This window comes from Dyadobacter psychrotolerans (assembly GCF_004349265.1).
GTDB classification, from domain to species: domain Bacteria; phylum Bacteroidota; class Bacteroidia; order Cytophagales; family Spirosomataceae; genus Dyadobacter; species Dyadobacter psychrotolerans.
Genome location: NZ_SMFL01000003.1, coordinates 859,731 through 874,317, shown reverse-complemented (window position 1 = coordinate 874,317; position 14,587 = coordinate 859,731). Strand labels below are relative to the sequence as shown.

Annotated in this window: 10 protein-coding genes and 1 pseudogene; 2 read left to right on the top strand and 9 right to left on the bottom strand. The window is 41.8% G+C overall.

Annotated features, from left to right (window positions below):
* Positions 1–86: 86 nt before the first annotated feature.
* From E0F88_RS11470 to E0F88_RS11460, 3 genes are all read right to left on the bottom strand, one after another.
* Positions 87–3,512, bottom strand: a complete 3,426-nt coding sequence (locus E0F88_RS11470; protein WP_131958366.1) for a DUF7133 domain-containing protein — start codon at positions 3,510–3,512, stop codon at positions 87–89.
* 150 nt (positions 3,513–3,662) lie between these two features.
* Complete coding sequence (locus tag E0F88_RS11465) at positions 3,663–4,220, bottom strand: Uma2 family endonuclease (protein WP_131958365.1); 558 nt, start codon at positions 4,218–4,220, stop codon at positions 3,663–3,665.
* A gap of 69 nt (positions 4,221–4,289) precedes the next feature.
* On the bottom strand, positions 4,290–5,519 hold the full coding sequence (locus E0F88_RS11460) for a DUF763 domain-containing protein (RefSeq protein ID WP_229213733.1): 1,230 nt from the start codon (positions 5,517–5,519) through the stop codon (positions 4,290–4,292).
* 163 nt (positions 5,520–5,682) lie between these two features.
* On the opposite strand from E0F88_RS11460, the gene E0F88_RS11455 reads away from it, so the two are divergent.
* Entirely contained in the window at positions 5,683–5,925 is a 243-nt protein-coding gene (locus E0F88_RS11455) for a DUF1456 family protein (protein ID WP_131958363.1), read from the top strand.
* A gap of 147 nt (positions 5,926–6,072) precedes the next feature.
* On the top strand, positions 6,073–7,380 hold the full coding sequence (locus E0F88_RS11450; RefSeq protein ID WP_131958362.1) for a hemolysin family protein: 1,308 nt from the start codon (positions 6,073–6,075) through the stop codon (positions 7,378–7,380).
* Positions 7,381–7,504: 124 nt separating this feature from the next.
* Here the strand turns inward: E0F88_RS11450 and E0F88_RS11445 are convergent, their stop codons facing one another.
* The 6 genes and pseudogenes from E0F88_RS11445 to E0F88_RS11420 form a co-directional block, all read right to left on the bottom strand.
* Entirely contained in the window at positions 7,505–7,912 is a 408-nt protein-coding gene (locus E0F88_RS11445; protein WP_131958361.1) for a GxxExxY protein, read from the bottom strand.
* Positions 7,913–8,077: 165 nt separating this feature from the next.
* Entirely contained in the window at positions 8,078–8,767 is a 690-nt protein-coding gene (locus tag E0F88_RS11440) for an SDR family NAD(P)-dependent oxidoreductase (RefSeq protein ID WP_131958360.1), read from the bottom strand.
* Positions 8,768–8,864: 97 nt separating this feature from the next.
* Positions 8,865–9,731, bottom strand: a complete 867-nt coding sequence (gene galU / locus E0F88_RS11435) for a UTP--glucose-1-phosphate uridylyltransferase GalU (RefSeq protein WP_131958359.1) — start codon at positions 9,729–9,731, stop codon at positions 8,865–8,867.
* 125 nt (positions 9,732–9,856) lie between these two features.
* Positions 9,857–10,852, bottom strand: a complete 996-nt coding sequence (locus E0F88_RS11430) for a mevalonate kinase family protein (RefSeq protein ID WP_131958358.1) — start codon at positions 10,850–10,852, stop codon at positions 9,857–9,859.
* A 96-nt stretch (positions 10,853–10,948) separates the two neighbouring features.
* Positions 10,949–13,591, bottom strand: a complete 2,643-nt coding sequence (locus tag E0F88_RS11425) for a carboxypeptidase-like regulatory domain-containing protein (RefSeq protein WP_131958357.1) — start codon at positions 13,589–13,591, stop codon at positions 10,949–10,951.
* Positions 13,592–13,718: 127 nt separating this feature from the next.
* Positions 13,719–14,459 (bottom strand): annotated as a pseudogene (locus tag E0F88_RS11420) (GLPGLI family protein); the annotation flags it as partial.
* Positions 14,460–14,587: the final 128 nt, after the last annotated feature.

Genomic DNA, 14,587 nt, shown 5'->3' with positions numbered 1-14,587 from the left:
TCAAATATAACTCTTTATTTTTTTTCTTGTATAATACAAAAAGAATCCGGATCACAAGACCCGGATTCTTTTCTAAAAAAAGTATTTTATTTTTTCAAACCGGACAGAAACTCAACCACATCCCGGATTTCTCTTTTGGACATGATATTACCCATTGGAGGCATGCTCGACGGAACATTATCGCGTTTCGCAATTCTTCCTACCGCAATTTTTAGTGGTTCTGCTTCCGAGGTTTTAAGCACCAGTTCATGTTCATTTTCAGCTGTCAGAATTCCTGCGGCTGTTTCACCATCTTTTAGCGTCAGGATTACCATTCCAAATCCCGGAGAAATTCGGGCACTTGGCTCTACGAGGGCCTGAAGAATCTGCTCACGACTAAGAATGTTTCCGATATTTGAAAGTGACGGACCAACTTCGCCGCCTTGTCCGCCTATTGAGTGGCACCGAACACACTCAGCAGCGGAACTTGTCATGAAATAACGGCGTCCAAGCTGAGCGTTTCCTCCAAAAAGGGCATCCTGATAGTCAGCAGCGGTTTCACCAGTTTTACGGAATGGAGCCAGTTTAGCGATTAAAGCTGATGATTTGGTTGAATCAATTGCTTCTCCCAAGTCGAGTGCAAGGCTTGGAGGCAATTGTTTGCCTGACATTTTATCGATCAGGCCACCAAAGATTGTTTCCGTTTTTGCAACAGGAAGATTTCCTAAAACTTTCATCATCTGCTGTTGTTCTTTTACACTTCCTTTTTCAAAAATAACATTCGAAATGTCAGTAAGTGCTTCTTTGGACATGGTAACACTTCCAACCATTCCAAGCGCTGCTGTGCGGACATCAGCATCGGGATCGGTCATTCCTTTTTTCATCACCGATTCCATATCTGAGTATTTCAAATCATTGAGTGCAATAAGCATAGCAGCGCGCACTTTTGGATCTTTGCTGTTATTCAGGATTTTGGCAAGTGCGGCATTGTTGTCTGATACACCAAGGCTGGTAAGCATCTGAGCCGTTGCGATAAGAATTTCTGTATCGTCATCGGCAAGCAAATCAGCGATAACAGGCTGAATTTTTCCTTTCACAACCATTGGGTTTCTCTCAACCACACCGCGATAACGGCCATCAACCCGGTCCATTACAGAAGGACTGGCCCACGTTCCCAAAGCAGCAAGAGCTTCTGCACGAAGTTCTTTGTCTACATTTTTCTTTTTAGCAAAAGCGATCAGGTCATCAAGCTGTTTGTCACCGCCCACTCTTACGGCAGCGTTAACCGCACGTCTGAGTAAAGGTTCGGATCTAAAACGGCTTTCTGTTAATGTTGCAGCCAGCGCCGGTAGAGAGGCAGGAATAGAAAGATCATCGTTAATTGCTCTTGCTGCTTCAGTAGCGATATATTCATCCTTATCCTGCAAAAATAAACTCACTTTCTCATTTTTCATTCTGCGCAATACCAGAACTGCCGCAGTGCGAAGTGATTTATTAGAATAATTCGCTAACGCTACAATTGGCTCAACTTCACCGATCCGGGATAATGCTAAAACTGCTGCATGTCTTAAATAAACATCCGTATCGTTATTGGTTTTGATCATTTCCAGCAAAGGAGCAACAGCTTCTTTGTGATGAATCCTTCCAAGCGCCTGTGCTCCGAAGAACTGAACGCGCGGATTTTTACTAGAAAGCATTGGAATCAGCATGGGTCCTGCTTCGGCAATCAGTTCGTCTCCTAAAACCTTAGCAGCCTGGGCAGTGATTTCTTCATCCGAATCTTTTAAAAGAGCAAGCATAGTATTTGCATAAGCCTTGTCCTGGCGGGCAAGCTGTCCCATTCCCCATATTCCATGGATACGCGCAAGTTGGTTGCCTGTCTGGGCGATTGCTTTACTCAATACTGCCGCACCTTTTGCTCCCCTTGTAGCCAGTTCAAACTGAGATTTCAACCGGATACGCATATCTGGATTCGAAAGCAAAGTGAGAAGCATATCGTCTGTCTGTGCGGGGTAATCAAGCTGCATCAGACGTTTTGTTGTCTCACGAAGTTCTTTCAGGTCGTTTTTGTCACTGGTTACATCCAGTTTCCAGACACGGCCATAATTTTTCGCATCCCAGCCATTTATCCAGTCTGCCACATAAAGCGCGCCATCAGGACCGAAACGGATACCCGTTGGCAGGATTCCGCTGAGAATGTTTTTTTCTCCATCCAAAACAAAAGATGCTCCTTTTGGCTTCAGACCAAACGACCAGATCGGCGAACGTGCCGGGTTTCCGACAAATTCAACAAGGAAAAATTTATTTTTCCACTCCTTACCAAGAGCTGTTCCGGGATTGTACTGCATTCCGGTCGGGCCATTGTGGAAATTCTGGATTGGAGGAATGATGTAGGCTGCCTGGCCTTCCCAACGTGGAACGTACAGTTTTTCATCCATCCACACTTTATAACTGTTGTTTTTAGGATCGGTATATTTTCCGTACTGCCAGTTCGACCTCCAGCCGGCGTCGGAGCCTTCCACAACGTGAACAAGTCTTTCGCTTTCTCCCGGGTGGTCACCATCGTTATCAGAGCTGATCAAATTCCCATATTCGTCGAATACGAATTCGTGGGTGTTACGCAATCCATCTGCAAAAATTTCAAACTTGCTACCATCCGGATTGGATCTCGCAATGACACCTGAATTAGGATGTTCATGTTTTACACCTTCGGCTGTTGTAATGTTGGCGCCAATGTCACCAATGTTCCAGTAGATCTTTCCATCCGGACCTTCGATCGGGTTGGACATCCCGTGGCCACCAAAACCGATGTGTACGCCATAACCATGGCTTATAGAAGTTTTTCTATCGTATATCCCATCATTGTTTGTGTCAGTTAGTCTCCAAAGATCGGGAGCAATAGCAACAAACGCGTCTTTTGCACGAACGAGTACACCGCCGGCAACATCGGAAACTTCTTCAAAAAAGTCGTTCAGAACGCGCATGGATACATCGGCGATTCCGTCATTATCGGTATCTTCCAATCTCCATATTTCGTCTTTCTCCACGGTTAAATCATGCCAGTCATGTTTTCCGTCCCCGTTCAGATCTTTCAGCCATTCGTTTTCCTTACTTTTTTCAGGAGCAAATGTGCTGCGGAGAAATGCACGGCGGTCTTCTACCGTTTGCATCGCAATGGATTGAGTCATCCAGTTACGGTGTCCGCGAATATCAAATTCAGAGTTTTTCTGACGATTTGTACGGTTCAGATACACACGGCCCTGGTCATCAACGGATATCGAAACGGGATCAGGAGCAAGAGAATCAGATGCCCAAAGATCAAGTTTTAAACCATCAGCCAGTTTAATTGAAGTCTTCTCGCGGATTTCTTTCGCTCTCGCTTTGCCCGTTGCGGCATCTTCTCTAATAACCAGCGGTGTGCTGTTTGTTTTAGATGTAGAACCGGACGGAGACATTTTCATACAAGACACCACGACAAGTGTAGCCAGTGCTATCACAATGACAGGTTTTCGGAAAAAGTGTTTGGGGGTCATTTAGTAAAAATGCTTTAATGCAGAAATGTTATTCAGACAATAAAAGTACTAGGGAAAAACTTAAAAGAAGGATGAAGCGGAATATTTTACTGCAGAAAACAGTAAATTTATGTAAATAAAACAACAGATTACTTTGCTTATGTATTGAAACTAAGCAGTTATTGAAAATAAAGTGGATGCTTTTAGTTCAAAATCAGGAAGGACGGGAGATGCTGAACAAATGTCATCGTCTGAACAGATTCGCACTTCCTTGCGTGAGGTGTAGATGTAGACTACCTCAGTTTCAGGATAAATATGCCAAACCACTTTGACACTTGACTTGAAATATTCAGCCAGTTTTTCATCTACTTTAATCGCATCGTCAGTTGGAGAAATAATTTCAATAACAAACTCGGGAATAGGTTCTTCTGAATTAAGGCTGTTGTCAATTTGGATTCCGCTAAAATAAGCAAGATCAGGACGGCGCATTTGAATGCCAGTTAGCATTACATCCTGTTCCATAATTAATGCAGCACCTTTTGAAAAAGAAATGGTTTTAAAAAACAACTGCTGTAACCTTCTGATAATAAATAAATGCTTTTTCTTCATTTTTTCGAACCTGATAATTTCACCGTCGTTCCATTCATATTTGAAACCATCAACAGGCTCCCAACGAAGAAATTCTTCGAATGTGCGGGGTAAAACCTGAGATTGTGGCTGAAGTATCATAGTCGATTTTCTTGTAAAGACTTAATAATGAATACCAATATAATTAAAAGAAATAACAGTTAACAAGATTTAATCGAATAAGTCCAGTTGTCCGTTCCGGTTTGCTGGCTTTTTAGCTTTACCCTTTACCGTCATTCCTTCATACTTCCATGCGTTGTCGCGTTCCTGCTGAATGATGTCGTCGAAACGGTTATTTGGAATAAAGTCTTTTTCAAGCTGAACCGATACTTTTGATAAATTTTTAAGTGCCTCAGATTTATCAGTAAAACCCAGTTTTGACTTTTGAACCGCCTGATTCAGGATGCTGATTGATTCATCATAGATCGTGATCGGTACCGGAAACGGATGTCCGTCCTTGCCTCCATGTGCAAAGGAAAAACGGTCAGGATCAGAAAATCTGGATGGCGTACCATGTATAATTTCACTGACAAGTGTCAGAGATTGAATTGTTCTTGGGCCGACCCCTTCCAGTAACAGAAGCGATTCCATATCCTTAACCGGATTGTCGTGCGCCAACGCAAGTACCGCACCAAGTCTTTTAAGATTAATATCTTCCGCCCGGACGTCGTGGTGATCAGGCATAACGAGCCTGCTGATTTCACGCATAATTTTTGCCGGATTTTCCTTAGTAAGTTCCAGTATTCCTGATCGGGTGGGAGATGCGGCCTTATCAGTTAAGTTTAAAATTCTTCCCTGGTTTTGTCCGTAAATAGAGGTGTGCGGTTCTTCTATAAAAGATTTTATGCTTGGAGAATGCCAGTGGCAACGTCGGGCCATTTTCTCTTTTGTGTTCATGCCCTGCTGTACAACAGCCCATTCGCCATCCTGTGAAAGAATAAAGGAGTGAAGATACAATTGAAATCCATCCTGAATGGCTGTATTGTCAACTTTGGCAGACAGACGACTATTGTGTACAAGCAAATTACCATCGAGGCCGGTTTTGTCTGCAATCAAGAGCAATTCAGATGGAGTCTGAAGGGAATGTTTTCCACGGCCCCCACAAATGTAAATACCCAGTTCAGAAGATTTTTTGTTGACCGAGCTCTTCAACGCGCCCATAACGGATGTAGTGATTCCGGACGAGTGCCAGTCCATCCCCAATACACAACCCAGAGACTGAAACCAGAAGGGATCACTCATTTTTTGCAGCAGTACATTCCGGCCATACTCAATTGCGATGGATTCGACAATTGCCCCGCCGAGCGAACTCATTCGTTGAGCCAGCCATACAGGTACTTTTCCGTAGTGTAAAGGTAAATCGGCATGTCCGCTTTTCATGATAGGAATGGCTTTCGCCAATTAACGCCGTACAAGTTTAGGAACAATTTATAAATAGGTACAGTTCTGGTGCTATTTTAGGAATGAATTTTGTTTGAGACGCTGGTTTATTTGAAAACATCTTTACAAAATTTGAAATTTAGCAGGATATTAGCAGCTTGCATAAAGATTAACAGAACGAATTATGACTAATAACGATATACTAAAAAAGCTAAGGGTTGCGCTTCACCTTCGCAATGATGAAATTATCCATATTCTTTCACTGGTCGATTTCAAGGTAACCGCCAGCGAACTTGGCGCATTATTTCGTAAGGAAGGGCATGAAAATTACAAACCCTGCGGAGACCAGCTTCTGCGAAATTTTCTGAATGGACTGGTCATTCACATGCGGGGGCCAATGGAAGGCGGAAAAAAACATGAAGATTAGGACGAATGCCGGAAGTTTCCGGCATTTTGTATTAAAGGGGTTACTTTTAGTTGCCCGAACGCAGTTTTAAACCTTCCTGTAGATCCTTTTTATCTATCTTTGATATAATCAGTACCTCTAAAACATCAAATTACTTACCACACAAAAATGATAACTCAGGTTATAATAACATTAGTCTTGGTTTTTCTCAATGGTTTTTTCGTCGCAGCGGAATTTGCAATAGTAAAAATCAGGGCTTCCCAATTGGAACAAAAGGCGCAGGAAGGTAATGCCATGGCCATTTTGTCAAAAAAAATAGTCTCAAATCTGGATGGATATCTGGCTGCCACACAATTTGGTATAACGCTTGCAAGTTTGGGATTGGGATGGATAGGGGAGCCTGTCGTTTCAAAAATTCTGATCGGAGGAATGGAGCTGGTTGGTATTTCGCTTGAACCTGAACTGGCACATCAAATTGCCCTTCCCGCAGCATTTGCTATTATTACGGTTTTACATATTGTATTTGGAGAGCTCGCGCCCAAGTCGATTGCAATTCAGCGCCCCGAAGCAACGACTTTATTTCTTTCTTATCCACTTCATGGCTTTTACCTTGTATTCAGACCGGTTGTTTGGATTTTAAATGGTATTGCGAACTTTATTTTAAAAGGAATAGGCATCACTCCAACGCATGGGAGTGAAGTGCATAGCAGCGATGAACTACGTTATCTGGTTCAGCAGCAAAAGGACAGCGGAATGATTGAAGCCGCAGATTACGATCTGATCAAAAATGCATTTAATTTTTCAGAACGGATTGCAAAGCAGGTAATGATACCGCGTCCGCAGATTGTTGGTATTGATATCAATGATTTTAATGAACTCAAACTTGAAAAAATTATTGACGAAGGTTATTCCAGAATTCCGGTTTATGAGGATACACTCGACCAGATTGTAGGGGTTCTTCATCTGAAAGATTTGCTTCTTAAAATGAGACAGGGGAAAGATATTGTTTTACAGGAATTGATCAGGCCTATCTCTACGGTGCATGAATCGAAACCGATCGGTGCACTGCTGCGTGATTTTCAGGTAAATCGTCAGCAAATGGCTGTGATCATTGATGAGTACGGTGGAGTCGACGGCATTGTTACTATGGAGGATATTCTTGAAGAGCTTGTTGGGGAAATTCAGGATGAATATGATAACGAAGTACCAATCGTCAAAAATGAGGCGGATAATACTTATACCGTTCTGGGTTCAGCATCGATTTCTGATCTGAATGATAAATTGCCGCATGATATTTCAAAAGAAAGTGATTATGAAACCCTTGCGGGTTATTTGATCTGGAAATTTGGCAGGATACCTGCGGTGGGTGAAAAACTTAAAACCAAGCGGTATGAATTCACTGTTCTGAAAAAACACCGTAGCACGATATCACAAGTCAAGATCACCTTGTTGGATAGCGGTCAGGATTTGTTTTAAAATCTTCCGTTAACCATTGAAATTTAATTTACCACCTGAGACATGTTAGTGCAACTATGTTATTATTCCCAGATGATCTAAGATGTCTTAGATGTTGGATCATAATTTGTAATGTTAACCCTTGTCAAAGCAGTTCCCGATAAAGCTCATTCACATACGATTTCTTACCGTGGTGAATGATATTGGTACAATTGAAATTCATAAGCAATCCCTTCGGAACTTTCAACAGTTTCATGTAGGCAAGGATCTGAGCTTCGTGAATAGGTAAGATAGATTCAATAGCCTTTAACTCTACCAACAGGTCGCTTCCGATCAGAAAATCGGTTCGTAAAGCAGTATCCAGCATTACTCCTTTGTAATGAACGCTAACAATATGTTGAGATTTATGCGGGATGTTTCTTAATTGGAATTCCCTGGAAAGATATTGTTGATAAACACTTTCCAGCAAACCCGGGCCAAGATGTTTATGAACTTCAATACATGCTCCGGTTATTTGATATTCAAGTGGGTCCAATCCCGATCTGGTAATCATATAGGTGTGTGATTTGGATGAGAAAATATCTCACCAAATTAACCAGATCTTTTTGAAATCAGATCGTTTAAGCGTGATAGGATTGATTTTTGGATATTGTACCACCTGAGACACCTAATGCACCTTTTTTTTTAAATACTTAATGCAGTGAACAAATCGAAAAGACTATGATTGGTTATAAATTTTAATCACTGTCTGCCGGAGTTTCTGCCCTGTATCGCTTAGCACAAAAGCGATACTTTCTGCAATGTCGGATGCGGAAATCCATTTGTCAAAATCTGCATAGGGCATGGCTTCACGATTGGGCGGTGTGTCAATTGTGCCGGGGACGATCATTGTGGCGGTTATTCCATTGGATTCGTACTCTGCATTGATCATCTCTGCCATTTTAAACAACAATGACTTTGATAAAGCGTAGGCAAAGTTTCCTGCTCCCTGTTTAGCTATTAACGCTGGCTTGGCGCCGATAAAAATAAGCTGTCCACCTCCATTGGCCTGAAAATGATTGACTAAAGGTTTTACCAGATGAAAAGCCGTAAAAAAATTAAGATGTATCATTTTTTCAATAGCATCATCTTCTGTTTCTTCCAATCCTCCTGGAGCATATCCGCCGACGAGAAAAATACCAGCCTGAATATGTTTTGCTTTTGTAATGCTTTCGGTTACAAATGTTTCGGATACGTCTTTATTGAGTAAATCCAAAGCCTGAGCGTCAACATTAGGAAAGCCGTCGAATAAATCAGCGTGATGAGAACCTGTGGTAACATATAGCTGGTGATTCAAATCAGATAGTTTTTGCACAACATCCTTTCCGAGATTTCCGGATGCTCCGCTGATAATGATGTTCTTTTTCACGATTTATAAGTTATGTGCAGCCGTAATTAACAAAAAAAGGAGCAAAGCGTAAAGCTTAACTCCTTTTAAAGACAGTGGGTATGTTGTTCGCCCTTTTTTAATTTGCCGCAAGCAATTCCAGAAGGAATTTACGGAATGGCTCAGCGAATTCTTTACGTTTTAGTGCAAACTCAACAGTTGTTTTCAAATAATCCAATTTGTCACCAATATCATGTCGCTTGCCTTCGATCCGGTGAGCAAAAATATTCTCGCGTTTTAAAAGCAACAGCATTGAGTCAGTCAGCTGAATTTCGTTGTTTTTGCCTTTTGGTGTTTGTTCGATCGTTCTGAAAATCTCCGGGGTTAAAATATAACGTCCTGCAATTGCAAGGTTAGAAGGAGCAAGGTCAATAGCAGGTTTTTCTACCAGTGTCGATAATTCCATGATAGTATCGCTTAGCGAATTACCACCAACGATTCCGTAACGGTTAACCTTATTGGCAGGCACTTCTTCAACTGCGATCACAGAACCACCGTATTGCTCATAAGTGTCCATAAGCTGCTGTGTTACCGGAATTACCGAGTCCATAATGGTATCTCCAAGTAAAACGGCAAATGGCTCGTTACCAACATGATGGCGTGCGTAATAAATAGCATCACCTAAACCATTGGCTTCTTTCTGACGCACAAAGTGGACGTTAGCCATGTCTGCAAGGCGGCGCATTTCATTAAACCACATCAGATCTTCCTTCTCTTCCAGGCGGCTTTCAAGTTCAACATTCCGGTCGAAATGATCTTCGATGGCACGCTTGCCTTTTCCTGAGATAATGAGAATATCTTCAATTCCTGAATCTACTGCTTCCTGGACCACATACTGGATAGTAGGAATGTCAATAATAGGCAGCATTTCCTTGGGCATCGACTTTGTTGCGGGAAGAAATCTGGTTCCTAGTCCGGCGGCTGGTATAACGGCTTTACGAATCATAATTTGGCAATTAGCAGTTAGCTACTGGCCACGCGGCGGACCGCATTTAGCTCAATAGATATCAGGGTTAATTTTTTATTTAGAAATGGAATTATAAATTACAATGGACGATTTTAAAACAGCTATTACACTACAAATGGCTTTATAACCCTGGCATTGTGTTTTTTAAGTTCAACGAAAAGTTGGTTGAGCATGTCGTCATTATGGTAAATACCAATGATTGTTCCGCCAGATCCTGCAAATTTAGCAGAAGCACCGCAGGCCCTGGCCGCGTTAATAAGCTTTTTGTTGGATTCCGGAACGTTGTAAATCTTGCATCTCAAATCAAAATTTTCATTCATCAGGTTATGCAAGTCTTCCGGCCGTCCTTCCAGTAATGCTTTTTGGCCTTCTTCTGCTTTTTTAGCAATTGCAGCCAAGGTGTCAATAACGTCCTGTTCTCCGCGGTCGAACCGGGTCCGGACGTCGCTATGAACTTTGCCGGAAACTTTACTTAGGTTGGTATTATAGGCAACGTATAACTTTGGAAGCAATTCAGGATTTATCCTTTCGTATTTTCCGTAACCTTTTTCGGCGATCATGTCTTTGTCAAAATCCATATAAACGCAGCCTTCATAACATTGGATAACACGATCCTGCAAACCGGCAGTAATGCCAAGTTCTTCGGTTTCTGTTACCATCACGAGCTGTGGGAGTATTTCAATAGGAATCTGCACCTTGTAAAATTGCATCAGCGCACGGAAAAGCGCCACGACAATGGCACTTGATCCTGACATACCCACCTGACGGGGAATGGAAGACCTGTATCTCACAGTGAAATTGCGGTTGGGAAGGCGGATATTGTTCGCTTCACAGTAGTCGCCAAATTTCTTGATACCGGCTTTGATGAGCGGAATACCGCCATTGTAGCCGAGCATACTTACGGAGTCGCGCAGGTGATAAATGCTGCGAAACGTGCTCACATCCTGTGGCTGCGCATCGATGTGTAATTCAGGAGATTCGTATAATGAAATGGAAGCACCGAAATTGCGGACGGAAATAGAAATTGTCTTACCAAAAAAACCATCAGAGGGGTTACCCAGCAGCCCGGCACGGGCATATGCTCTTGTCTCGATTATCAATGTTGAGTTCTTTTTTTCTTCAAAAATAGTAACTAATTGACAAAATTATCGATTAAGCTCTGAACATTATTTAAGCAGCAGTATCGAAGTACTGTATTAATAAGAAAATTTAAATTTCAGCAGAAGCTGAGATGGGCGTAACCGATAATCAGACTCTAAGTAGGTAAAGGAGCTTGCTGAAATGGTAGTCAATAAAGAGGTGTTGAACACGTTGTTCCAAAATATTTCGATGTCAATTTTTTTTTCTTTAATCGTGTATCGGAGTGTGAGGTCGGCAAACAGCGTAGGAGGAGTGGCCTTATTCCCAAAATTATTTGAAAAGACAGAATTTTGAACTCCAATATATCCCTGTTTGAAAGGATAAACTCCGAGGTTTAGCTGATGCCTGTGTTGTACTGAGCGCTGCCTGCTGACATCAGCCAGTTCATTTTGATAGGATAGGACTTTGTAGTGATAGTCGATTTCAGCCCAATCAGCAAAGTTGGAGGTGATTTTAAAGTTGGGTATAAAACTGAGATTTTTGGCTTCAATTGCTGTTCCGTTTAAAAGCTGACTGCGCCTGTTGAAATTTATACCTGATCCAAGGCTGATGTTTGTTTTTAACGCACTGATATATTTGCCGATCTGAAACGAAACAGAGCTGGATAAAAGGTGGTTCTCTTTTTCAATTGCATAAAGTTCGGTTCCTCCCTGCTGTGAAATTTTGGTCTCATACAGCAGATTTTGATGTGTTAATGTTCTGGAATAATGAACGTTGCCAAACACGCCCACGATCGGATTGCGATAGCTTATGCCTATGTTTAAAACTACTGCCTTGTTATGAAATAAGGGAGTATCCTGTCGCACCAGTGTTCGGTAGTTTTTTAGCAGGTAACAAAAGTAGCTATCCTTAATTTCTCCAAAGTGATGCTTTAATGATAGAGAGCCGTTGGCTGACAGATACGAATTGAAATCATATCTGATACTTATCCTCGGTTCGGCAATGAGCTTCGTCAGATCTCTTTCTCTGTCCAGCCATTTATCAGACACCTCATAACGATTGTATGAGAAAGGAACATCAATTTCGATTCGCCAGCTCATTTTATTAAACTGTGTCTTTAACCCAATGTAATATTTCAATCTCTGCCACCGGGTATGGTTACTGTAAGCGATGCCTGGTTCAAGTTCCTTTCCTTCCGACATTGGAATTAAAGCACTTTCGAACTTATTCTTTTCAATCTGAAAGCCAACCTGCGGAAGTATTGTAAAAGAGTGGATGCGTTTTGTCAGGCTCAATATATGATGTGTATAAAAAGCCGTTTGTAAAGCTTCCTGTTCAATTTGCTGATATGGATTCCCCTGGCTTAAAAGCATTTCAAACTGCCCGGGTGTGACTGTGAGTGACTGAGGCGTCCGCAGCCAGCTAACAAATGAATCAAAACTGATGAGCTGACTGCCGACCCTAAAAACATCATTCAGGGTGTTACTGATGATGAATGACGGCTTTTGAGTAGATTGTGTCAAAGAATCACTGGTTCGCTTTACGAATCCCATGCTTTTGTCCCAGGAGCTTTTAACAGCAAACTGGTTTTTAAAAAATGTTTTTTTTGTGTTCTTATTTAGTGTAATGTCTGTTTCAAGGCGGTTAAAAAACAACCTGTTGTATTTTCTTTCGGAAAGGCTGATTGTGTCAGCCGGAGTAAAGTAAATGGTTGTAGTGTGGCCTTGCTGTTGCTGGTAGTCGTTGAGATAGGACGCATTAACGCGAATATCAAAATCATTCTTTATGCGTTTCAGATAATTTATACTGCCCACATGAATGTTGTTATTCAGCCAGCGCGAAGCTGGGAAGTCCGGAGGAGGTAAAGCAATTATCTGTACCCAATCAACTATATCCTGCCGGTTTTCAAACCGGTTTGCCGGATTTGAAAAAGTTAAATTCCGGAGCTGCGTACTTGCGTCGTTACCTGTATTGTTGGCCTGATATGACGCTATAAACTGATTCTTTTTGGTAAAAATCATGGGAGTAAGCTTCGCGTCCCATAACAGAGGGGCAAAGCCGGCACCAAGCTGGGCTGTGCCGGTTGTAGTTACCTTGCTTTTTAAACGTATGTTAAGTGCCGCATTTTCGGAAAAAACAAGACTGTCCAGAATCCGTATCGGCTGATGGTTTTCGAGCACCTGAACTTTGGATACGGCATCGACAGACAGGTTTTCGTTGGCCAGACTGTATTTTCCTTCCAGCAGGTCCAGGCCTTCGATGTAATACTTGTTAATCGGATTGCCCTGGTATAATATTCTTCCGCCCGGTTCTATTTCAATTCCCGGCAGCTTGCGGATGAGGTCTGATATGGTCCGGTCGCTCTGGTTTTTAAAGGATGAGACGTCGTAATTCAGTGTGTCGACATGGCGGGTTATGGGGTTTGGTTTTATGGCGACTTCCCGGAGTTGGATACTTTGTTCAGACAGCCTGAATAATATTTCCTGTGTTTTGTTGCTGATTTTAAACTGTTGCGTGCTGTATCCCAGTCCATATGCGCTGATGTAAAGTGTATCAGACGGATTGGATGCACTGATTATAAACTTTCCGTCTTTGTCCGAGATGGCAAATGCGATCATACCGGACTTCCCATGTGTTTGCACGGCGATGTTGATACCTTGGAGCGAGGTTGCCCGGTGATCGGATACCGATCCTGTAAATACCGACTTAGAAAAAGCAGTGAATGGCAGAAGAAAAAAAAGTACAAACCAACATCTCATAGTGAAAATCAAACTGTGCAGAAGGTTTGCATTTATTTTAGTGTTATATTCGTCGCTTTTCTACAACGGTTTCGGTTTATAATAACGGTTAGTTTGGATATCTTTTGGGTTCGATAAATAGTATCCATCACTCCAAAGGGGCGCGCAATTCAATGGGGTTGTTATCCCAGCTTCTTTTATTTCTAATTGACTTGTCCGATGAAGGTACTCCATTAACAGTAAAAGGGCCAACAAGCCTGTCAACAACGGCTAATGGATCTTTTCGTACTTCTTCCCGATGAGCAAAAACGTTTGCAGCAGTGCTCTCAATTGTCTTACGAGTATTAGCAAACGCTGGCCATTCCTTTATTTGACCAGTGTAACCTACAAATTGTACAAGCGTAAAATCATAATGATTCTTGGTATAACTGATCTTTACAATGAGACCCGGTAGTCCCCAAAATAAATATGGGCCATCCGTGATTGGGATTTCCGATGTAAACCAAGCTACATAGTGCCGGCCGCCAAGGAATGTCGTAGCTTTTGTACATGCATATCCGGATATAGAATCTGTTTCGGTACCAATCTCCCATTTGAGATTATTCTTAACCCGAAATTCAAATTGCTCAGCTGCTATTTTTTCAAATACCCTGCTCTCGCCGCTATCATAGCTCTTTGAGATAAACTTCATAAACGCTGAACGAAATCTGTATTTTGGGCTGGACATATACTGCTGCGATGATATAAGGCCTGAATTCATTAGGCCTCTTATAGAGTCAGCTTTTGAGAAATTTTCAGAACAAAAGTAAGACTGTCTGTTTTCTTTAATGGTTAAACTAAAAATCTCTTGCTGAATTCTTTCTAGGTTGGTGGAGTCGGGATGGTAAGTTAGGTGATACTTAGCCTAGAAATTAGGTGCCGAAAGTAGATGGATGGCGAGGTAAAATATAACTGCTAAATTCATATATTGAGTGTATAGTCTTACACGTTAACAAAACGAATATTTTGATGTCGTGA

Excerpts from the sequence above, each read along its gene's own strand:
- E0F88_RS11470 (WP_131958366.1), bottom strand. The coding sequence starts at position 3,512 with ATGACCCCCAAACACTTTTTCCGAAAACCTGTCATTGTGATAGCACTG.
- E0F88_RS11465 (WP_131958365.1), bottom strand. The coding sequence starts at position 4,220 with ATGATACTTCAGCCACAATCTCAGGTTTTACCCCGCACATTCGAAGAA.
- E0F88_RS11455 (WP_131958363.1), top strand. The coding sequence starts at position 5,683 with ATGACTAATAACGATATACTAAAAAAGCTAAGGGTTGCGCTTCACCTT.
- E0F88_RS11450 (WP_131958362.1), top strand. The coding sequence starts at position 6,073 with ATGATAACTCAGGTTATAATAACATTAGTCTTGGTTTTTCTCAATGGT.
- E0F88_RS11445 (WP_131958361.1), bottom strand. The coding sequence starts at position 7,912 with ATGATTACCAGATCGGGATTGGACCCACTTGAATATCAAATAACCGGA.
- galU (WP_131958359.1), bottom strand. The coding sequence starts at position 9,731 with ATGATTCGTAAAGCCGTTATACCAGCCGCCGGACTAGGAACCAGATTT.
- E0F88_RS11425 (WP_131958357.1), bottom strand. The coding sequence starts at position 13,591 with ATGAGATGTTGGTTTGTACTTTTTTTTCTTCTGCCATTCACTGCTTTT.